Raw genomic sequence first — 21058 nt, 5'->3', positions numbered from 1 at the left:
CCGGAGTGCTGCGGTGTCCGGACGGGCGGCCGACAGTGGCCGTTCGGCCGCGCCGCGTGTACACCGCAGGGTGACGGAATGCATAGGGAGTCCCCCGCTGGGTAGTTGTCCGGTGCTGTGGCATGGCTCAGGGGGCGCCGTGGCCGCGGGGGACAGCCAGTGCGACACAGGGACCAGACGATCCGACAGCGCGCCACCGTCATCGCGATGACGGTGACGGGGGTCGTCGCGGTGTTGGTCTACATCGGGGTGCTCGCCCTGATCCAGTACCAGGTGGCCGACCGGCTCTCGACGGAGCTGACGTACACCACCCGGCAGGTGGCCGCGCTCGCCCGCGCCGGGCACCTGACCAATCCCGTCATCGTCGGCGGCCATCAGCTCGTCCAGGTGCAGAACGACCGGGGGCAGGTCGTCGCGGCGACCCGGAGCGTGTCCGGGCTGCCCGCCCTGCACGCCCGCCGCCCCGTCGACGGCGAGCGCATCGAGCAGCGGGTGTGCGTGGACCGGCGCCACTGCCTCACGGTGGTCTCCCAGCGGGTGACCGGTCCGGGGCAGGCGGTCATCATCCACTCGATCGCGCCGGAGCCGGGACTGTTCCCGCGCCCGGGCCTGGCCGTCCTGCTGGCGCTCGGCATCCCCGTCAGCATCGGCGTGGGCGGCGTCTGGCGGTGGTGGGCCGCCGGGCGGCGGCTGCGGCCGATCGAGGCGCTGCGCGACGAGCTGGACGCGATCAACGCCGCGGACCTGCGGCGGAGGGTCTCGATGCCGCAGCGGCGCGACGAGTTCTACTGGCTGGCGATGGCCGTCAACGCGACCCTCGACCGGCTGGAGGCGGCCGTCGAGCAGCAGCGCCGTCTCGTCTCCGACGTCTCCCACGACCTGCGCAGCCCGATCGCCGGGCTCCGCGCCGAACTGGAGGTCGCGCTGATCGACCCGGAGGGCACCGACCTGCGGGAGGCGCTCGGCAGGACGCTGACCAACATCGACCGGCTGCAGAACATCGTGACCGAACTGCTCGCACTCGCGCGCCGCGACGCGGGCCTGCCCAGCCGCAACGGCCCCGTCGAGCTCGGCGACCTCGCCGAGCGCGAGGTACGCCGCGTGCCACGGCGGATCACCGCGAAGGTCGTCACCGAGCCGGGCGTGGTGGTCCGGGCGAACCGGCTGGACATCAGCCGGGTGCTCACCAACCTCCTCGACAACGCCGCGCGGCACGCCGATTCCGAGGTCACCGTGACCGTACGGCGCCAGGGCGGCGAGGCGGTCGTGGAGGTGTTCAACGACGGCAAGCCGATCCCCCCGGCCGACCGTGAACGGATCTTCGAGCGGTTCATCCGGCTGCCGGACGCGCGGCAGCGCGACCCGGGCGGCAGCGGCCTCGGCCTGGCGATCTCCCGCGAGATCGCGCACGCGCACGGCGGCACGCTGAGCCTCACCGACAACGACAAGGGTGCCTGCTTCGTGCTGACTCTTCCCCTGCTGTCAGAGTTATCCGCATGAATGCTGTGGTCTTCGACCTCGACGGCGTGCTCGTCGACTCCGAACCGGTCTGGGAAGAGGTACGGCGGGCTTTCGTCGCCGACCACGGCGGGCGGTGGCAGCCCGACACCCAGCAGCGCCTGATGGGGATGAGCACCTCCGAGTGGGCCGCCTACCTGAGCGGTGAGCTCGGCGTCCGGATGCCGGCCGACGAGGTCGCGCGCGGCGTCGTCGAGCAGATGGCCCGCCGGTACGAGGACGGCGTCCCGCTGATGCCGGGCGCCGTCGAGGCCGTACGGCGGCTGGCGGCCCGCTGGCCTCTCGGGCTGGCCAGCTCCTCGCCGCGCCTGCTCATCGACGTCGTCCTCGACCGTACGGGGCTCGCGGCGTCGTTCCGGGCGACCGTCTCGACCGAGGAGGTCGCCCGGGGCAAGCCCGCGCCCGACGGGTACCTCCTCGCCGCGAGCAGGGTCGGCGTCGACGCCGCCGGCTGCGTCGCCGTCGAGGACTCCAGCAACGGCCTGCGGTCCGCGCACGCCGCCGGGATGCGCGTGATCGCGGTGCCGCACCCGAGGTACCCGCCGGCCCCGGACGCCCTCGCCCTGGCGGCGTACGTCGCCGAGGACCTGGGGGACCTCACCCCCGAGCGCGTCGCCACCACGATGGACGCCGTCGCCTGATCAGGGGATCTCACTGCCGAGCGCGTCGCCGCCGCGCCGGACGCCGTCGTCTGATCAGCGGGCGGCCTGCCAGGCGGTCAGGCCCTCCGGCGTGAGGAAGGCGTCGAAGGCCAGCTCCGAGGCTCCGACGAGGGTCGCGTCCCCGCCCAGCGCGGCCGGGAGCACCGGCGGCGGCTCGTCGCGGCGGAAGGCCATGAGGCCGGTCTCGTAGGCGGCCTGGAACGTGTCCGCCGCCTCCTCGTGGAGCCGTACGCCCAGGCCGGACAGGGTCACCCGCTGCGGGTCGAGGGCGTTGACGAGAGCGGCGGTGCCGGCCCCGAACGCGCGGGCGACCTCGTCGAGCGCGGCGGCGCAGCGAGGGTCGCCCGCGGCGGCGCCGTCGAGGATCCGCAGGGCCTCCGCGCGGCCGCGCGCAGGCTCGACCGGGATGCCCATCGCCCGCAGCAGCGCGTTCGCGCCGACCTGGAGCGCCCAGCACCCGATGGCGCCGCAGTCGCACGGCAGGTCCGAGCCGCCCAGCGGCATGTGACCGACCTCCCCGGTCGTGCCGCGCGCGCCCCGCAGCGGGCTCCCGTCGACGAGCAGGGTGCCGCCCAGGTCGAAGTCGACGTGGAAGTGCAGGCCGACGGCGACGCCGCGGAGCGCGCCGCGCCGGGCCTCCGCCAGGCCGGCGAGCGCGGCGTCGTTGCCCAGGAAGATCGGCGTCGCGTCGGCCCGCAGGATGTCCGCCGCCGGGACGTCCCGCCAGGACAGGTGCGGGATGTCCACGACGCGGCCGTCCCGGATCGGGCCGGGCAGCGCGACGCCGACGCCCACGACGCGGGAGCCGAGCTCGGTGAGGTGCCGGTCGATCGCCGCGGCCAGGCCGCCCAGGGCGATCTCCGGCGGGTTCCCGGGATGCGGGCGTTCCTCGCGCACGGTGAGATCCCCGCCGATCTCGGCCGTGGCGATCGTCCAGGCGTCCTCCCGCAGGTCGACGGCCAGGGCGAGGGGGCCTTCGGGGTGCGGGCCGAGGATCGCGGTGGGGCGGCCGCGCGCCCGCTGCGGCGCGGGCCGTTCCTCGGCCAGCCGCGCCTCGGCGAGGTCGGCGACCAGGACGGCGGCCGCTCCGCGCGAGAGTCCCAGACCGCGGGTGAGCTCCGAGCGGGTGGCCCGGCCCGCCCCGTCGTGCGCGGCCCGCAGGAGGCGCGCGAGGTTGTGCGGGCGAAGCTCGCCGCTGGTCGTCGCTCCGGTCACCGTACGCACCCGTCGATTGTGTCAGCCCCCTCCCATCAATTATGTTCTCGGCGAGAGCAAATTAGGAGGGGACCGTGTTCGATTCCGTGGCCAGGCGCGCCCGCGTCGGCGTCTTCGGCTACTTCGGGCTCTGCGGCCTGAACGTCGGCATCTGGGCCGCGAGCCTGCCCGCCCTCGCCGACCGGCTCGACCTGAGCCCCGGGCGGACCGGCACCGCGCTGCTCCTGGTCTCCCTCTCCGCGCTCGTCTCGATGCAGGCCGCGGGACGGCTGGCGGACCGCTGGTCGAGCCGGCGGCTCACCTGGGCGGCCGGCCCCCTGCACGCCCTCCTCCTGCTCGGACCGGCGCTCGCGGGATCCTACTCGGCGCTTCTCGCCGGGGCGGTCGTCTTCGGTCTCGGGTTCGGGCTGCTCGAGGTCGGGATGAACGCCCACGCCGTCGAGGTCGAGGTCCGCTACGGCAGGCCGATCATGTCGGCGTTCCACGGCATGTGGAGCCTCGGCGGCGCGGTCGGCGGCGTCGTCACGTCGGCCGGGCTGGGCGGCGGCCTCGGCGTCCAGACCCTGCTCGTCGGCACGGCGTTCACCATGGCGGCGCTGTTCCTCCTGCCCGCCCGTCTCCTCCTCCCCGGCCGCCCGGCGCGCGAGGCGGCGGACGCGTCTCCGGAGACCGGTGCGTCTCCGGCGGCGGGCGCGTCCTTGGAGACGGGTGCGTCTCGGGAGACCGCTGCCTCTCGGGTGGCGGGTGCGTCCGCGGAGACGGGTGCGTCCGCGGCGGCGGCGCGTACGGGGCGTGGCCGCGTCCCCACGGTGATCCTGCTGCTGGGGGTCGTCATGCTCGCCGGCGCGATCTGCGAGGGCGGCGCGATGGACTGGGCGGCGATGCACGCCCGCCGGGTGCTGGGCGCCTCGGCGGACCTGGCGCCGCTGTCCTTCACGGTGTACTCGGTGGCGATGACCACCATGCGGCTCCTCGGCGACCGGCTGCGCGGCCGGCTCGGCGCCGGCCGGACCCTGCGCCTGGCGGGCGCCGTCGCCGCCGGCGGCTACGCGCTCGTGCTGCTCGCCCCCTCCGCCGGAGGCGCGGCGCTGGGATGCGCGTGGGCGGGCTGGATCCTCGTCGGGATCGGCCTGGCGACGGTCGTGCCGGTGGGCTTCAGCTCCGCCGGGGCGGACCCGGCCTCGGCCGGCCGGACCATCGCGCTGCTGACCAGCTTCACCTACGGCGGGCTGCTTGCCGGTCCGGCGATCATCGGCCACCTCGCCGAGGCGACCTCACTGCGGACCGCGCTGGCGCTCCCCGGAGTCCTCGCCGTCTTCGTCGCGATCGCGGGCCCTCCGGCCATCGCGATCCTCGCCGCCCGCCGGACCCCCGCCGCCGACTCCGCGGCGCCGGCGAGGGCGTCCTGACCGTCGGGCCGTCCAGGACGCCCCGTACGCCGGACCCCTCCGTCCCGCCTCCGCCGCCGGGACGAGGGCGGGCCGCAGAGACCGGTGCGGCCGGTCACGGCGCCGGGCGAGGGGCGGAGCCGGTGCTGGCGCGCAGGACGACGGGGGGCGTGAGCAGCCGGTCGCGCGGCGGCGCGCCGGCGTCGGCGACGCGCTCCAGGAGCAGTTCGATGGCGATGCGGCCCATCTCGTGGGCGGGTACGTCGGCCGCGGTCAGCGCGGGGGTCACGGCCTCGGCCCACCGGGCGCCGGCGATGCCCGTGACGGAGACGTCGTGGGGGATCCTGCGGCCGGCGTTCGCGAGCCCACGGTAGAGCCCTCCCAGGGACGCCTCGTTCACGGTGACGATGCCGGTGGTCTCGGGATCGTCGGCCAGGATCCGCTCCGCGCACCGCTCGCCCGCCATGGCGTCGTCGTCGCACGGATAGGCGGCACCGGTGAGCCCGAGGTCCCGGACGGCGTGTTCGAACCCGTCCTGGGCGCGGTGGGCCGACTCGTATCCGGCTCGCAGCAGCGTCTCGGACCGGTTGACGAACGCCAGGTGCCGATGGCCGAGGTCGGACAGGTGCTGGACGCACCGTCGTACGAGCGTCCGGTGGTCCAGGTCGACCCAGGCGGTGCCGTCGGGTTCGCCGATGCGGCCTATGGTCACGAAGGGGAAGCCGCTCTCCCGCATGCGCTCGACGCGGGCGTCCCGCAGCCGGATCTCCATGAGGATCGCGCCGTCGACGCGCCGCTCGCCGATCAGTCGCTGGAAGGACTGCTCCTCACCCGCGTCGGCGACGGACAGCAGCACGTCGTAGTCGCGGGCGGCCGCGGCCTCCGTGACGCCGCCGATGAAGTTCAGCTGCATGTCGGTGTAGTGGCTGCCCGCCGGCGGGAACACCAGGCCCAGGGTCCTCGTCTCCCCGCGGGCCAGCGCGCGGGCGAAGGCGTTGGGCCGGTACCCCATCTCGTCGATGACCTGCTGGATGCGGCGGCGGGTCGCCTCCGAGACCGGTCGCTTGCCCGACAGCGCGTAGGAGACGGTGCTGCGCGACACCTTGGCGCGGCGCGCCACCTCACGGATGTTCACCGACGAAGCTTCGAGCCGACTCAAACATGCCTCCGGAGGAGAGTTCACGAGCGCCCGGCCGGATCCGCGGGCGCGAACCGGTTCGGAACGAGAAACAGTCTAGCGAGCCGCCCTTATTGACCTCTCCTGTGACCAGGCCTAGGGTCTGTCAAACCGAGAGGCGAACCGGTTCGACCCAGCGGGCGGGCCGGTCGCACGGCACCCCCTGGCGAACCGAGGCCGGCGCCGCCCGGCCCGCCGGCGCTGAACGCGGTTCGGCGTGAGAGGAGAAGCCCAGTGAGGACACCACCGGTGAAACGACGCATCGTCGGCTGCGGTCTCGTCACCGTCGCGCTGGCCGGGAGCATGCTCGGCTGCGCGTCGTCCGGCGATGACGCGGGGCAGGCGTCCGGCGGCGGCACGTACACGATCTGGGATCCGTACCCGCAGTTCGACGGCGGCTCGGCCTGGGCGCGGCTGCTCGGCAAGTGCGGCAGCGGAGCCGGGGTGACCGTCAAGCGGACCGGATACGACACGAGCGACCTGACCAACAAGGCGCTGCTCGCGGCGCAGCAGGGCAACGCCCCGGACGTGCTGATCGTCGACAATCCGGTCGTCTCGACCCTGGCCCAGGCGGGCGTGCTCACCTCGAACGACGAGACCGGGATCGACACGTCCGCGATCGAGCCCAACCTGCTCGGCGCCGGCCGGATCGGCGGGAAGACGTACGGCACCCCGATCGGCGCGAACACGCTCGCCCTCTACTACAACAAGGCGGTGCTCAAGAGCGCCGGCGTGGACATCGCGTCGGTGCGGGACTGGGCCTCGCTGACCGCGGCGCTCGCCAAGGTGACCGCGGCGGGGAAGAAGGGCATCACGTTCTCGGCCATCGGCACCGAGGAGGGGAGCTTCCAGTTCCTGCCGTGGTTCTGGGGCGCCGGAGCGCAGCTGACACGGCTCGACTCCCCGGCGGGCGTCTCGGCGGTGTCGCTGTGGACGGACTGGGTGAAGAAGGGGTACGCGCCCAACTCGGTGCTGAACAACACCCAGACGACGAGCTGGCAGGAGTTCGCGACCGGGAGGTTCGCGTTCGGCGAGAACGGCACCTGGCAGCTGGCGAACGCGAAGAAGGCCGGCTTCGACTACGGCATCATCCCGATCCCGGGCGCGCAGGGCGGGACGGCCCCCGCGCCGACGGGCGGTGAGTTCGTCACGGTGCCGGTGCAGAAGAAGACCGGCCGCTACGCCGCCTCCGAGAAGATCGTGGCCTGTCTGACCAGCACCGACAACCTCTACGCGACCGACACGACGCTGTCCTACATCGCGCCGACCGACGCGGTCCGGGCCAAGCAGGTCGCCGCGACCCCCGCCCTGAAGGTCTGGGCGGACGCCGTGCACGCGGCGAAGGCGCGGACGGGCGACGACCTCGGCACCAAGTACCCCAGGATCTCCCAGCCGATGTGGACGGCGGTGCAGGCGGCCCTCAGCGGCTCGAAGCAGCCGCAGGCGGCGCTCACCGCCGCGCAGTCCACCGCGGCGGCCGCGACCCGGTGAGCGCCCGGTCGCGACGAGGATCCTCCGGCCAGTGGGCGGCCTGGGCGTTCCTCGCCCCCGTCACCGTCTACCTGCTGCTCTTCTACGCCTATCCCCTCTACCGCAATCTCGATCTCAGCCTGCGGAACTACACCGTGCGCTCGTTCGTGCAGGGCGACGCCCCCTTCGTCGGAGGGAGGAACTACGGCACCGTCCTGCGCGACCCGGTCTTCGGGCCCGCGCTCTGGCACACGGTCGTGTTCACCCTCGTGTCGCTGGCGTTCCAGTTCACGATCGGCATGGCACTGGCCGTGTTCTTCGCACGGCACTTCCGGCTGTCGGCGACGCTGCGCGCGCTGTTCCTGGTGCCGTGGCTGCTGCCGTTGATCGTGTCGGCGTCGACGTGGTCCTGGATGCTGAACAGTGAGTCCGGCGTGGTGAACGCCGTGCTGCGGTGGGGAGGCGTCGCGCCGGTCGACTGGCTCACCTCGCCCCAGTGGTCGCTGACCTCGGTGGTCATCGCGAACGTCTGGATCGGCATCCCCTTCAACCTCGTCGTGCTCTACAGCGGCCTGCAGACGATTCCCGCGTCCCTGTACGAGGCCGCCGCGCTGGACGGGGCGAACGGCTGGCAGCGGTTCTGGCGGGTGACCTTCCCGCTGCTCCGGCCGGTCTCCGCCATCACCCTGCTGCTGGGACTGGTCTACACGCTGAAGGTCTTCGACATCATCTGGATCATGACTCGGGGCGGCCCGGCGGACTCGTCCACCACGTTCGCCACCTGGTCCTACCGCCTGGGTTTCGGCAACCTCCTGCCCGCGTTCGGCCCCGGCGCGGCGGTCGGCGACCTGCTGATCCTGATCGCCCTCGTCTTCGGCCTGATCTACATCCGCATCCAGCGAAGGCGGCCGCTGACATGACCGGCAGGACGACCTGGTGGAAGACGGGCGTGGGTCTCGTGCTGACCGCGCTGATGCTCTTCCCGGTGTACTGGATGATCAACGTGTCCTTCACCAGGGACCAGGACATGCGCAAGGACCCGCCGGACTGGTTCCCGTTCCACGGCACGGTGGAGGGGTACCGCGCCGTCATCGACCAGCAGCTGCCCTACCTGGGCACGAGCCTGCTGATCGGCCTGGGCACGGTCGCGTTGACCGTCGTCCTGGCGGCGCCGGCCGGTTACTCGCTGGCCAAGCTGCGCCCCCGGGGCGGGGGAGCGCTGAGCTTCGTGCTGCTGATCGCGCAGATGATCCCCGGGATCATCATGGCGATGGGGTTCTACGCCATCTATCTCTCCCTGGGCGTGCTCAACTCCCCGGTGGGTCTCGTCGTCGCCGACTCCACGATCGCCGTCCCCTTCGGGGTGCTGATCTTCACGGCGTTCATGTCCGGCATCCCGGATGAGCTCCTGCAGGCGGCCAGGATCGACGGCGCGGGGAGGTTCCGCGTCTTCTGGTCGATCGTCCTTCCGGTGAGCCGCAACGCGGTCGTCACCGTGTCGCTGTTCGCCTTCCTCTGGGCGTGGTCCGACTTCATCTTCGCCGGCACGCTCGACGGCGGCGGCGACCGCCGGCCGATCACCCTCGGGATCTACCACTACATCGGCAACAACAACCAGCAGTGGAACGCGATCATGGCGACCGCGGTCGTGGCCTCGATCCCCGCGACGGTGCTGCTGATCGTCGCGCAGCGCTACGTCGCCGCCGGCGTCACGGCCGGAGCGGTGAAGGACTAGTGGACTCCCCGCTCGAGAGGAATGAGAGACCGTTCATGACGGGCCCGGCCGTCTCCGTCCAGGAGATCCCCTTCAGCCACCACGGTTCGTGGTTCGACGTCTCACCGGTCATCGCGCAGAACGTCCGCGCGGACGACCTGCACCTCGTCTCGCACCAGACCGGCATGCACCCGATCCTGCGGTTCACGCCCACGGCGGGCGGTGCCCCCGTACGGACGACGGTCGAGGCGACGCCGAGCCGGCTCGGCTGGGCCGGTGACGGCGGGCGCGTCGACCTCGCCTACGAGGGGGCCGACACGATCCGGCTGCGCGGACGTGGCCTCGGCCTGCGCGTCGGCGCGGCCGAGCCCGAACTGACGCCCTTCAGCGGCACGTACCTCTACCGCGATCCCGTCGACGGCGCGCACGTCTTCACCGCGTACGAGACCGGGCGGCGGTACCGGGTGACGGTGCTGTCCGGCCGCGCCGAGGACGCGGTCGGCGTGCAGCGCCTGGGCCGCGGCGAGCGCGGCCTCCTGCTGACCGGTGACGGCGAACGCTGGGAGGCCGCCATCGAGGAGTTCGACAGCGCCCGGCGGCCGTACGCGCCCTCCGCCGCCTTCGACGAGGTCGTCGCGGCGGTGGAGAGGGAGTTCGCCGCCTTCGCCGACGCGGTCGCCCCGTGGCGCTCCGCCCGCACCCCGGCCGCCGAACTCGCCGCGTACGTGCTCTGGTCCGCCACCGTACGGCCGGCCGGGTTCCTGCGGCGCCCGGCCGTGCTCATGTCGAAGCACTGGATGGACAAGGTCTGGAGCTGGGACCACTGCTTCAACGCGCTCGCGCTGGCCGCGGGCGCGCCCGAGCTGGCCTGGGACCAGTTCCACCTCGTCTTCGACCATCAGGACGACACGGGCGGCCTGCCCGACTCGGTGACCCACTCGGAGGTCCTCTACAACTTCGTGAAACCGCCCATCCACGGCTGGGCCCTCCGCCGGCTCCGGGAACGCCTTCCCGGTGACCTCGATCCGTCTCAGCTGTCCCTCGCGTACCGGCGGATCGAGGCGTGGACGAACTTCTGGCTCACCGCCCGGCGCGCCCCTGGCGAGTCGTTGCCGCACTACCAGCACGGCAACGACAGCGGCTGGGACAACGCGACGACCTTCGATCCCGACCACGTCATCCAGACCTCGGACCTGGCGGCGTTCCTCATCCTGCAGATGCGCGAACTCGCCGGTCTCGCCGCCGAACTCGGGCGCGCGGACGATGCCGCCGGGTGGCGGCGGGCCGCCGACCGGATGCACGCCGACCTGCTGGAGCAGCTGTGGACGGGCGAGCGGTTCGTGGCCCGCGCGGTCGGGTCCGGGCGCACGTGGGGCGGTTCGAGCCTGCTCGACCTCATGGCGATCGTGCTGGGCGAGCACCTGCCTCCCGACCTGCGCTCCGTGCTCGCCGGGCGGATCGAGGCGCACCTCACGCCGTACGGCCTCGCGTCCGAACTCCCCACCTCCGATCACTACCGGGCCGACGGGTACTGGCGAGGCCCCATCTGGGCGCCCTCCACCGTGCTGATCGAGGACGGCCTGCGCCGGGGCGGGCGCGCCGACCTCGCCGACGAGGTGAGCGACCGCTTCCGCGCGCTGTGCGAGAGGTCCGGCTTCGCGGAGAACTTCGACGCCCTGACCGGCGCCGGGCTCCGGGACCGCGCCTACACCTGGACCGCGAGCGCCTATCTGATCCTCGCCGAGGCCTACGAACGCCGCCGCGCCGCGGGCTCGTGACCGCGCCGGGCGGAGGGCGCGGTGCGGGTCCGGACTCGGGGACGGTGGGCTGATTCGTCCCGAGGTGGGTGTTCCGTGCGACGATCGTGTCGTGAAGATCCTGATTCGAGTGGTCATCACCGCCGTCGCCCTCTGGGTGGCGACGCTGGTGGTCAACGGCATCGACGTCACGGCCGCCACGACACCGCGAAAGGTCGGCACGCTGGTCGTCGTCGCGGTGGTGTTCGGCCTGATCAACGGATTCCTCAAGCCGATCATCAAGACCGTCGGCTGCGCGTTCTACGTCCTGACCCTGGGACTGTTCGCGCTGGTCGTCAACGGCCTGCTGCTGTGGCTGGCGAGCTGGGCGGCGGGCAGGATGCACCTGCCGTTCCACGTGTCCGGCTTCTGGGCGGGGTTCTGGGGCGCGATCGTCGTCGGCGTGATCAGCTGGCTGCTCAACCTGTTCGTCCACGACGACGAGGACTGAGCCCGCTGGACGCCCGTCAGAGGAGGCCGGCGTCCTTGAGGTGACTCGTGTCGTTGAACGTCACGAGGCGCAGCTCCTCGTCCTCACGGGCCCAGACGGTGAGCGCGGCGTTGGCGACGACGGCGCGCTCGATGTCGAGCAGCTCCTCCTCGGAGAGGCGCTCGATGATGTACCGCGTCAGGACGACGATCGCGTCGTGCGCGACGACGAGGACCCGGCCGCCGGGGTGCTCCCGCTCAATGTCGGCGAGGACGCTGCGCAGCCGCAGGGCCACGTCGGCCCAGGACTCCCCGGCGGGCGGCCGGTAGTAGAACTTGCCGAGCCTGCGCTTGCGCTCCGCCTCCTCGGGGTGGCGCGCCTGGATGCCGCGCTGCGTCAGCATGAACAGCACGCCGAGCTCGCGGTCGCGCAGCCGCTCGTCCAGGACGACCGGCGGCGGGTCGGCCAGCTGCTCCAGGGCGAGCCGCGCGGTGTCCCTCGCCCGCAGGTACGGCGAGCAGACCACGGCCGTCGGCCGCTCCTCCGGGGGCAGCGCGGCCAGCCGGCGGCCGAGCGCGGTCGCCTGGTCCCGCCCGAGCGGTGACAGGGGGACGTCGGCGTCGCGCAGGGTCATGTCGACCGCGTCGAGCCCACGGGCCGCCGCGTCGTGCGCGGCGACGTTGCCGGTGCTCTCGCCATGCCTGGCCATGCCCAGCCACTGGAGTGACCTCACAGCACCGTGACCTTACCCGGACATCTCAGGACGCGGGACAGGTCTCCCCGCACGTGAGGCGGATCAGCATCTGCAGGAACACCTGCTGGACCTGCCGCGGGTCGAGGGTCACGAACGCCTGCCCGCCGGTCGCCGCGGCGATCCGCTGCAACGGGCCCGGGTCGACGTCCGGCCCGAACGCGATCGGAACGATCGCCACCGGCCGCATCGGGTCCCCGGCGCGGGCGAGCTCCTTCACGAGGGTCTGCAGCGAGATCGTACGGCCCGGGTCGTAGTTCATCCCGTCGGTCAGCACGACCACGACGTTGTTGTGATCGGGCTGGTAGGTCCGCACCGCCTCCTGGTAGGCGGCCAGCACCGAGTCGTACAGGCCGGTGCGGCTGCCCGGCACCGGCGCCGCCGCCTCGAAGGAGCGTTCCAGCAGGTCGCGCTGGGTGCCCGCGCCGACCTTGTCGCTGAGAGTGCGGTACGGCACGATCCGGCGGTAGTCGCGGGTGCCGTCGAGCCCGGTGGAGAACTCCCACAACGCGACCTGGGAGTTGTCACTGAGGATCTTGATCCCTCCGGTGGCGACCTTGGCGGTGGCCTGCATGCGCGTGTCCCGGGTCCCGGGGACCGGTTCGCTCATGGAGGGCGAGACGTCGAGGAGGATCAGCATGCGCGCGCCGAGCACCGTACGCTGCCACATCTGCAGGACCCGGCCGGCGTTGACCGGGTCGGGCGCCGGCAGCCGGGCCGGAGCGCGGGCCACGACGCCGTACCGCTCGTCGAAGCCGGTGCCGGCCACGCCGTCGGGAGTGCGCAGCCCGAGCCCCTGCAGGGCGACACGGGTCTGGGACTGGGCCAGCGTGGTCTGGAAGTCCTCGACCGTCCGAGAGCGTTCCCGGTCGGTCGTCGTGGAGACGTACGGGAAGTCGAGCGCGATCGTGCCGCCGCCCGGGTACAGCGCGGCGACGGGCGGGGCGTCGCCGGCGTGCGCGTGCCGCCAGACCGACTGTTCGGACAGGACGACCGCGGTCGGCGGCCGGGAGGGCGAGGCGATCTGCGCGTACGCGGCCCGCTCGTCGGGGAGGGCGGCGCCGAGGTCGGAGTAGAGGGTCACGGCGAAGGTGGACAGCCCGCTCCGGCCGGAGCCCGCGGCGTGCTGCGCGAGCAGCAGCGCGCCGAGACCGGCGGCGTCGCCGGCGGGGTCGAGGAACCGGACCCGGAGGGCGGGCGGCGGGCCCCCGGTCCCGGGCAGCCGGGGGGACAGCAGGAGCCGCCAGCCGGCGGTGGCGGGCGCGTGACCGCGCGGCACCGCGAGGACGAGCGGCGACATCGCGACCGACGCGCCGGACGCCCGTACGGCGGCGGCGCCGGCGGCGGTGCGGCGGGCGATCGGGAGCCACAGGGACGAGTCGGGGATCCACGCGTCGGGGCGGGGCACACCGGGTTCGGCTCCCTGACCGGACAGGGCGGCCGCGACGTCGGAGGGCCGCTGCCGGGTGATCGTGACACGGCACGAGTCTCCGGAGTCGTACCGGCGTGCGGCCTGCTCGATCGCCGGGGCGATCGACGGGGCGACCGCGACGGTGATCGCCCGGCCGTCGCACCGGCTCGGGCCGGAGCCGAGCGAGCACGCGGCCAGGGCGGGCAGCATCACCAGCAGCGTGCCCAGTGCCTTGGTCCCGGTGGCGCGGCGAGAATAAGGCATCCGCGGTGTCCGTCCGCTCATTGACGGCTTCCCGTCACCCGTCGGAAGAATTATCCAGTCGGCACCTGCGAATAACGCCTACTTCCGGACATTCCGCCCGAGGGGTCTCGACGGGCCGCATCCCTTACGTCACCGGCGTCCCGGACGTCGCATGATGAAACGCCAAACACAGGGCGGCGACCGTTTCCGGACATAACAGAATGAGATGACTGAAGTGCGGAATAACGGCTGACTAGACTCTTCGCCGTGGGACGTCATGTCTCGCCGCAGCGCATGCGGTCGCTCCGCGGGGTGACGGTCCTCGCCCTCGTCGGGATCGTCGTGCTGACCGGCGTCCTGGCCTTCGCCGGCCACTCCATCTGGGTGCGGGTCCGTGAGCCGGCGCCGACGCGGCGGACGACCGCGGCCGTCCGCGCCGCGACGCTCGCGCTGTCCGTCACCGGCCCGCGGTGCCGTGTCTTCGTCGGCGTTCCCGGCGGGGACATCCTGGTGAACCGCACTCTCGTGCGCGGGCAGACCCTCTGGTTCGCCGACGCGCGCCTCAACGTGGTGCTGAGCGACGCCGGGGCGGTGGACGTGCACGTCAACGGCGTCCGGCGCCCGCCGGGCGAGCAGGGCCGGCGCATCGCGTTCACCGCCGTGCGCGGCTGACGCCCGCCGGGGCGGGCAGGGCGGGCGTATCGCGTTCACCGCCGTGCGCGGCCCACGCCCGCCGCGCTCGCGCCGGGCCGTGCCCGCGCCGGGTGAACGACCCCGTCCGAGACCGCCGTGGGCGGTCTCGGCGAGGGCGGGCCGGTCAGTTACGCGAGGCGCGGCGCTTGCGGGAGAGCTCGGCGCCGCCGACCGCCGCGACGACGAGGACGGCGCCCAGGCCGACCCACCACCAGCCCGCGCTGGAGGTCTTCGCGGTCTTCTGCGCGGCCGGGGTGCTCGACGGCGTGGCCGCCGCCGACGGGTCACTGTCGGCCGTCGACACGGCGGGCGCCGATCCGGCCGGTGCGGGCGCCGACGCGGCCCCGCCCACGACCGTGAACTTGTACTCCCCCGTGACCGGGTGCCCGTCCTCGGCGACGACGCGCCAGCCGACCGTGTAGACGCCGGCGGGCAGGACGCCGGCCACCCGCTCGGTCACGGTGGCGCCCGACGCGTGCGCCTTGCCGGACTCGTGATGGCCGCCCTTGGCGTCCAGCAGGACGACGCCCGGGAACCGCACCGGCCCGGCGTAGGTCAGCTTGATCTGGGCCGGCGACGCCACCTTGGCGCCCTTGGCCGGCTTCGCCGCGACGAGCGTGGTGTGGGCGGACGCCGGCGACGCCGTGAGGAGGCAGCCGGCGGCCACGGCGGCGGTCGCCGCCGCCAGTCGGGTGAGGGACCTCCGGCCCGCCCGCGAGAGGCGGGGGAGTCGCGGGATGTGCATGGGATCTCTCCGTTCGTGATGATCGCTGAGCGTGCGGGGTGACCGGATCGGCCGGACCCGGGAGGGAGGAACGTGCGGCCCGGCGTTCAGCCGGACGCCGGGCACGGAGCGGGCGGTCCGCGCCGGGTGAGGACATGGCGCAGGCCCCGGTCCGGCGGGCGGGCGGCAGGGCCGCCGGCCCCGTGCCGCCGGTACGGGGCCGGCGGCGGGGGAGCGGACGTCGCGAGCAGCGCCCGCAGCGGTCGTACGGCGGCGGCCGCGGCCCTCCTGGCGAGCCGCCACACGGCGCGCTCGCCGCGCCGCAGCCACCAGGCGGAGACGACGGCCGCGGCGACGTGCGCGAGCGTCATCGCGGGGGCGCCGTGAGGGCCGTGGATCCCGGCATGGTGGGTCAGGTGCTGGCCGTGCTGCGCGGCGGCGAACAGCACGTGCAGCATGAACTGCCCGCCGAGCAGCCCGGCCAGGATCGTGCCCAGGGCCCGCTCGGTGCCCGCGAGGACGGCGGCGACGACGGTCAGCCCGGCGAGCCCCGCGCCGACCGCCGCGGGCGGAACCGGCCCGTGCGAGGCGACGGCGTGTCCGGCGACGGCGAGGGCCGTGCAGACGGCCGCGAAGACCACCGCGCGGGCCAGACGGAACACCGGATCGTTGGGCATGACCCCTCCATCCTCCCATCGCCGCGCTCCCGGGGACGGTTCAGCGAGCCTATTGACGTTGGGGATCATCCGTATCTAATTTTCATTAGGCCGAATCCGTCCGTTGATTCTTTACAACCCACGAACGCGGCAGGAGAGTCCATGCCCTCGCTCGTCCGCCGGTCCGCCCGTACGCGCCCTCGGGTCGTCACCGGGCTCGCCCTCGTCGTCGCCGCACTGGCCGCCGGACCGCCCGCGCACGCGGCCGGCGCCGGAGGGGCGTCACTGCGGGTCATGACGTACAACCTTCAGGCCGGCGCGGGCGCCGACCACGTCTTCGACCTCGAACGCCAGGCCCGCGCGATCGAGGCGCAGCATCCCGACGTCGTCGGGCTGGAAGAGGTCGACGTCGCTTGGGGGACGCGCAGCGACTACGTCGACGAGGCGTCCTGGCTCGCCCGGCGGCTGCACATGCGGGTGTTCTTCGCGCCGATCTACACGCTTCCCCCCGACCGGGCCGGCGCGCCCGACCGGGAGTTCGGCGTCGCGGTGCTGTCCAGGTTCCCCATCCTGCGCGCGGAGAACCACGAGATCACGCGGCTGTCCACGCAGGTGGCGAACCCCGTACCGGAGCCGGCCCCCGGCTTCCCCGAGGTGCTGATCAAGGCGCGCGGAAAGCGGATCTGGGTGTACGACACGCACCTCGACTACCGCGCCGACCCCTCCGTACGCCGGGCGCAGGTCGCCGACATGGCGGCCATCATGGCGCGGCGGCAGGGTCCTAAGCTGCTGCTGGGGGACTTCAACGCCGAGCCGGACGCGCCCGAGCTCGCGCCGCTCTGGACGCGGCTGAACGACGCGCTGACGGTCGCCGGGCAGTCCGCGACGCCCACCTTTCCGGCCGACGCCCCGGTCAAGCGCATCGACTACATCACCTTCACCCCGGGCCCGCGTGTCACCCGCGCGTTCGTACCGGACACGCTCGCCTCCGACCACAGGCCCGTCGTGGCCGACCTGAGGGGAATTCGCTGATGACGACACGACGTGGAGTGCTCCGTGGCATCGCCGCCGGCGGCGCGGCCGTCCCGCTCGCCGCGCTCGGCTCGACGGGCGCCCAGGCGGCCCCGGCCGCACCCGCCGCACGAGGCGGCGGGGTCCGTACGGGCTTCGAGGTGCTGCGCGCCGGGGGCTACCGCGAGCTGCGCGGCCAGAAGGTGGGAATGGTCGCCAACCCGACGGCGGTGATCCGTGACCTGAGCCACGAGGTGGACGTCATGCACGGGTCCTCCGGCGTGGACCTCGCCGCGGTGTTCGGCCCGGAGCACGGGTTCCGGGGCTCGGCGCAGGCGGGCGGATCGGAGGGGTCCTACAAGGACCCGCGCACCGGGATCCCCGTCTACGACGCCTACGCCAAGACCCCGGAGCAGATCGCCGACTACTTCACCAGGTCCGGCATCGACACCGTGGTCTTCGACATCCAGGACGTCGGCGCGCGCTTCTACACCTACATCTGGACGATGTTCGACTGCATGCGGGCGGCGATCCAGGCGGGCAAGCGCTTCGTGGTGCTCGACCGGCCGAATCCGCTCGGCGGTGTCGAGGCGACCGGGCCCGTGCTGCACACCGAGTACGCCTCCGGCGTGGGCCGCGAGCCGATCGCCCAGCAGCACGCCATGACCGTGGGCGAGCTCGCCCGCCTGTTCGACGGCGAGTTCCTGGGCGGGAAGGCGAAGCCGCAGGTCGTCCAGATGCGCGGCTGGCGGCGCGGCATGACGTGGGAGGAGACGGGCCTGCCCTGGGTGCTGCCCTCGCCGAACATGCCGACGATCAACACCGCGGTCGCCTACCCCGGCATGGGCCTGTTCGAGGCGGTGAACCTCTCGGAGGGGCGCGGCACCACCGTGCCCTTCGAGATGGTCGGCGCGCCGTACGTCGACTGGCACTGGGCCGACGACCTGAACGGCCTGGGCCTGCCCGGCGTACGGTTCCGCGAGGCGTACTTCGCTCCCACCTTCAGCAAGTGGGTCAACCAGAACTGCGGCGGCGTGCAGCTGTTCGTCACCGACCGGCGGCGCTTCGACCCGATCCGCACCGCCCTCGCCATGATCATCAGTGCCCGCCGGCTCTACCCGAAGGACTTCGCCTGGCGGGAGAGCAAGGCGCCCTACTGGATCGACCTCCTGACCGGATCCGACCAGGTCCGCACCGCGATCGACGGCGGCGCGAACATCGACCAGGTCGTCGCCGGCTGGCAGGCCGACCTGGCGCGGTTCCGCGCCCAGCGGCAGCGCTACCTGCTGTACCGCTGAAACTTCGCACACCTTTGCCGTACCGCTGACCTCCTCCGCCCACCCCCGCATCCCCCAGGAGAGACGATGCGCCGTGCCCTGCCGATCTTTCTCGCCCTCGCGGGCCTGTGCGCACCCGCCGCGGTCGCACAGGCCGCTCCGCCACCGGCCGCCCCGGTGAAGGGCGCCTCGGCCCCCGCGCGTACGACCACGGACGGACCGCCGACCGTCACCGCCGCCGACCTGAAGTTCACCCCCGGCCGGGTGCTGCGGGACGGCACGCCGCAGCAGGCGGGCCTGTCGCCCGACGCGGTCGCCGCGATCGGCAAGGACGCCGCGAGCTTCATGAACCCCTCGCCGACGATGCCGTACTACCCGGGTGCCGTCGTGCTGGCCGCCCGCAACGGCGTGGTCGCGGCGCAGGACGCGATGGGGTACGCGCTGCGGTACTCCGACGACAAGCCCACCGAACTGCCGCGGGACCAGTGGATCCCGATGCGCAACGACACGATCTTCGACCTGGCGTCCATGTCGAAGCTGTTCACGACCGTCGCGGCGATCCAGCAGATCCAGCACGGCCGTATCGACCTGAACCAGACCGTCGCGCACTACCTGCCCGCCTTCGGGCAGAACGGCAAGGACACGATCACCATCCGGGAGCTGCTCACCCACACGAGCGGCCTGCGGCCGGACCTGCCCTTCTACAACTATCCGGACCGCGCCTCCCAGGAGGCGGCGCTGTTCGCGGACACGCCGCAGGCCACGCCCGGTACCGCGTACATCTACTCCGACCTCAACATGATCACGATGCAGTTCGTGCTGGAGAAGGTGACCGGCAAGACGCTGGACGTGCTCGTACGGGACGGCATCACCCGGCCGCTCGGCATGCGCGACACCGGCTACAACCCGCCGCCGTCGGAGAAGCCGCGGATCGCCGCGACGGAGTACGAGCACAAGCCGTACGCCGCCCTCGACCGCGGTCTCGTCTGGGGCCAGGTCCACGACGAGAACTCCTACGCCCTCGGCGGCGTCGCCGGGCACGCCGGAGTCTTCTCCACCGCCCACGACATCGCGATCTTCGCCCAAATGATCCTCGACGGCGGCCGGTACGGCCACGCGCGCGTCCTGGACGAGGACTCCGTCCGGCTGCTGTTCACCGACTTCAACACGGCGTTCCCCGGCAACGCGCACGGGCTCGGCTTCGAGATCGGCCTGCGCTGGTACGAGGACGCGATGACCTCGCCGGTCACGATCGGGCACACCGGCTACACCGGCACCAGCATCGTGATCGACCCGATCTCCCGGTCGTTCGTCATCCTGCTCACGAACCGGGTCCACCCCACCCGTAACGGCCCCAGCATCAACCCGGCCCGCCGCGCCGTGGCCCGCGACCTGGGCCGCGCCGTCCCCGTACGGCCCGCCGAGGGCCGGGACGCGTGGTTCTCCCAGATGGCGGACGGCAAGACCGCGACGCTGACCGCGCCGATGCCGGCCGGCGCCACCAAGCTGTCCTTCGATCTGTGGTACGACACCGAGGAGACCGACCTCGGCGTGCTGGAGACCACCACCGACGGTACGACCTGGACGCCCGCTCCGCTGTCCCTGCGGTCCGGACGTAACAGCTGGACCGTGAACGGGTCGTTCTCCGGCTTCTCCGGACGACGGTGGGCCAAGGCCACCGCGACGCTCCCGGCCGGCGCGACCGCGGTCCGCTGGCGCTACACCTCCGACCCGGCCTACCAGGGCCGTGGCGTCTACGTCGACGGCGTACGGGCCTGGGACGCCGGCGGCCACGTGGTGTTCAACGGCGAACGCCCCGCCGATGCGGCCCGCTTCCAGCCGGCGGGCTGGGTGCTGAGCTCCAACTGACAAGCAGCGCCGAGGATCGTGGTCGCGTCAGCGACGACGATCCTCGGCACTGACGCCCGCGCGACCCGCACCGTCCGGACCGGCGCCCGCGTCAGGCTCGGTCGGCCTGCCGCTGTGCGATCCATGCGGTGACGACGCCTGTCATGACCAGAGCGCCACCGGTGACGCTCGCGGACGTCAGGTGTTCGCCGAGAAGTGCCAGGCTCCCCGTGACACCGACCAGGGGCTCCAAGAAGAGCAGGAGGCCCGCTCGGGTGCTGCCGATGCGGGCGACGGACAGGTTCCACATGAGCATGCCCGCCACGCTGGTGCCGAGGGCAAGAAAGGTCAGTTCGGCCCAGGCGCCGGGGGCGAGTGCGGCAAGACGGTGCGGGGCGAGTGTGCCGACGAGCGCCAGGTACGGGACGGCACCGATCGTTGTGGAGATGGCGGTGGCGGTGCGGGGGCCGTGAAGGGTGCTGAGCGGACGCAGGACGATCGTGTAGGCACCGAACAGCAGCGTCCCGAGGAGGACGAGTCCGAGTCCTTCGAGGGGCCGGGCGCCGGAGCCGCTGGGTACGGCCTCCGGGCCGGCGATGACGGCGACTCCGCCCAGGGCGACGGCGGATCCGATCCAGGCCCGGCGGGGAGTGCGCCGGCCGAGGAACAGCCGTGCCAGGGACAGGATCCACACGGGTTCGGTGGCCAGGACCAGGGCTGCCGTCGAGGCGGGAAGCCACTGGACGCCGAGGGCCACGGGCAGGTTGTAGCCGACCATTCCGAGAAGACCGGCGGCGATCGCGCGGAGAGCGCCGGCCCGGTTCAGGCGCCGCAGCCCGCTCGCGCACCAGGGCAGGCACGCGAGCCCGGCCATCATCGCGCGCAGGACCGTCAGGGGGAGCGGCGCCAGCTGGTCGACCGCCGCTCGGGTCGCCACCGGAGCGAGCCCCCACATGAATACGGCGGCCGTACCGCTGAGTGTCGCGATGACGACCGGTCCTGCCGCACCGGCCGCGTGCGCGGCCTCGGCGGTGTTCGTCGTGTCCGTGCGCGGGGGCGGATTCATGGATCCAC

General features: G+C 73.1%; 19 protein-coding genes. 12 read left to right on the top strand and 7 right to left on the bottom strand.

The window, feature by feature from the left end; genetic code table 11:
* Positions 1-159 precede the first annotated feature (159 nt).
* A complete protein-coding gene (locus NDW01_RS25280) occupies positions 160-1500 on the top strand; it encodes a sensor histidine kinase (protein WP_252824348.1) in 1341 nt (446 codons plus the stop codon).
* A complete protein-coding gene (locus NDW01_RS25275) occupies positions 1497-2159 on the top strand; it encodes an HAD family hydrolase (protein WP_252824346.1) in 663 nt (220 codons plus the stop codon). Before NDW01_RS25280 ends, NDW01_RS25275 begins: the two co-directional genes overlap by 4 nt.
* Before the next feature lie 54 nt (positions 2160-2213).
* On the opposite strand, the gene NDW01_RS25270 is transcribed toward NDW01_RS25275, so the two are convergent.
* A complete protein-coding gene (locus NDW01_RS25270) occupies positions 2214-3404 on the bottom strand; it encodes an ROK family protein (RefSeq protein ID WP_252824344.1) in 1191 nt (396 codons plus the stop codon).
* A 65-nt stretch (positions 3405-3469) separates the two neighbouring features.
* Between NDW01_RS25270 and NDW01_RS25265 the strand changes: the two genes are divergently transcribed.
* Positions 3470-4804 (top strand): MFS transporter, encoded by a 1335-nt coding sequence (locus tag NDW01_RS25265; protein WP_252824342.1) that lies wholly within the window; start codon positions 3470-3472, stop codon positions 4802-4804.
* Between the two features lie 94 nt (positions 4805-4898).
* Here NDW01_RS25265 and NDW01_RS25260 read toward each other — a convergent pair whose 3' ends face one another.
* Entirely contained in the window at positions 4899-5918 is a 1020-nt protein-coding gene (locus tag NDW01_RS25260) for a LacI family DNA-binding transcriptional regulator (RefSeq protein WP_252824339.1), read from the bottom strand.
* Between the two features lie 291 nt (positions 5919-6209).
* On the opposite strand from NDW01_RS25260, the gene NDW01_RS25255 reads away from it, so the two are divergent.
* The 5 genes from NDW01_RS25255 (at position 6210) to NDW01_RS25235 (ending at position 11391) form a co-directional block, all read left to right on the top strand.
* Positions 6210-7451, top strand: coding sequence for a sugar ABC transporter substrate-binding protein (locus NDW01_RS25255; protein WP_252824337.1), 1242 nt, complete (start codon positions 6210-6212; stop codon positions 7449-7451).
* Positions 7448-8350, top strand: a complete 903-nt coding sequence (locus NDW01_RS25250) for a carbohydrate ABC transporter permease (RefSeq protein ID WP_252824335.1) — start codon at positions 7448-7450, stop codon at positions 8348-8350. The genes NDW01_RS25255 and NDW01_RS25250 overlap by 4 nt, the downstream gene beginning before the upstream one ends.
* Positions 8347-9165 (top strand): carbohydrate ABC transporter permease, encoded by an 819-nt coding sequence (locus NDW01_RS25245; protein WP_252824332.1) that lies wholly within the window; start codon positions 8347-8349, stop codon positions 9163-9165. Before NDW01_RS25250 ends, NDW01_RS25245 begins: the two co-directional genes overlap by 4 nt.
* A 35-nt stretch (positions 9166-9200) precedes the next feature.
* Positions 9201-10922 (top strand): amylo-alpha-1,6-glucosidase, encoded by a 1722-nt coding sequence (locus tag NDW01_RS25240; RefSeq protein WP_252824330.1) that lies wholly within the window; start codon positions 9201-9203, stop codon positions 10920-10922.
* Between the two features lie 91 nt (positions 10923-11013).
* Complete coding sequence (locus NDW01_RS25235; protein ID WP_252824328.1) at positions 11014-11391, top strand: phage holin family protein; 378 nt, start codon at positions 11014-11016, stop codon at positions 11389-11391.
* 16 nt (positions 11392-11407) lie between these two features.
* Here the strand turns inward: NDW01_RS25235 and NDW01_RS25230 are convergent, their stop codons facing one another.
* Positions 11408-12079, bottom strand: a complete 672-nt coding sequence (locus NDW01_RS25230; RefSeq protein WP_252824326.1) for a histidine phosphatase family protein — start codon at positions 12077-12079, stop codon at positions 11408-11410.
* Between the two features lie 49 nt (positions 12080-12128).
* On the bottom strand, positions 12129-13796 hold the full coding sequence (locus tag NDW01_RS25225; RefSeq protein ID WP_252824324.1) for a substrate-binding domain-containing protein: 1668 nt from the start codon (positions 13794-13796) through the stop codon (positions 12129-12131).
* Between the two features lie 246 nt (positions 13797-14042).
* On the opposite strand from NDW01_RS25225, the gene NDW01_RS25220 reads away from it, so the two are divergent.
* Positions 14043-14447, top strand: a complete 405-nt coding sequence (locus tag NDW01_RS25220; protein WP_252824322.1) for a DUF4115 domain-containing protein — start codon at positions 14043-14045, stop codon at positions 14445-14447.
* 145 nt (positions 14448-14592) lie between these two features.
* Here NDW01_RS25220 and NDW01_RS25215 read toward each other — a convergent pair whose 3' ends face one another.
* Both NDW01_RS25215 and NDW01_RS25210 read right to left on the bottom strand, forming a co-directional pair.
* Positions 14593-15213 carry a copper resistance CopC family protein gene (locus NDW01_RS25215; RefSeq protein ID WP_252824320.1) on the bottom strand — a complete coding sequence of 207 codons (621 nt, stop codon included), beginning with the start codon at positions 15211-15213 and terminating at the stop codon, positions 14593-14595.
* Between the two features lie 86 nt (positions 15214-15299).
* Positions 15300-15869 (bottom strand): hypothetical protein, encoded by a 570-nt coding sequence (locus tag NDW01_RS25210; protein WP_252824318.1) that lies wholly within the window; start codon positions 15867-15869, stop codon positions 15300-15302.
* Between the two features lie 141 nt (positions 15870-16010).
* Between NDW01_RS25210 and NDW01_RS25205 the strand changes: the two genes are divergently transcribed.
* The 3 genes from NDW01_RS25205 to NDW01_RS25195 all read left to right on the top strand — a co-directional run bounded on the left by NDW01_RS25205 (position 16011) and on the right by NDW01_RS25195 (position 20005).
* Entirely contained in the window at positions 16011-16880 is an 870-nt protein-coding gene (locus tag NDW01_RS25205) for an endonuclease/exonuclease/phosphatase family protein (protein WP_252824316.1), read from the top strand.
* Positions 16880-18157 (top strand): exo-beta-N-acetylmuramidase NamZ family protein, encoded by a 1278-nt coding sequence (locus NDW01_RS25200; RefSeq protein ID WP_252824314.1) that lies wholly within the window; start codon positions 16880-16882, stop codon positions 18155-18157. Before NDW01_RS25205 ends, NDW01_RS25200 begins: the two co-directional genes overlap by 1 nt.
* 66 nt (positions 18158-18223) lie before the next feature.
* Positions 18224-20005: a serine hydrolase gene (locus NDW01_RS25195; RefSeq protein WP_252824312.1), complete on the top strand. Its 1782-nt coding sequence runs from the start codon at positions 18224-18226 to the stop codon at positions 20003-20005.
* A 91-nt stretch (positions 20006-20096) separates the two neighbouring features.
* On the opposite strand, the gene NDW01_RS25190 is transcribed toward NDW01_RS25195, so the two are convergent.
* Complete coding sequence (locus tag NDW01_RS25190; RefSeq protein WP_252824310.1) at positions 20097-21050, bottom strand: DMT family transporter; 954 nt, start codon at positions 21048-21050, stop codon at positions 20097-20099.
* Positions 21051-21058: the final 8 nt, after the last annotated feature.

This window comes from Actinoallomurus soli, assembly GCF_024055715.1.
GTDB classification, from domain to species: domain Bacteria; phylum Actinomycetota; class Actinomycetes; order Streptosporangiales; family Streptosporangiaceae; genus Actinoallomurus; species Actinoallomurus soli.
This window is presented reverse-complemented; position numbering and strand designations above follow the sequence as displayed.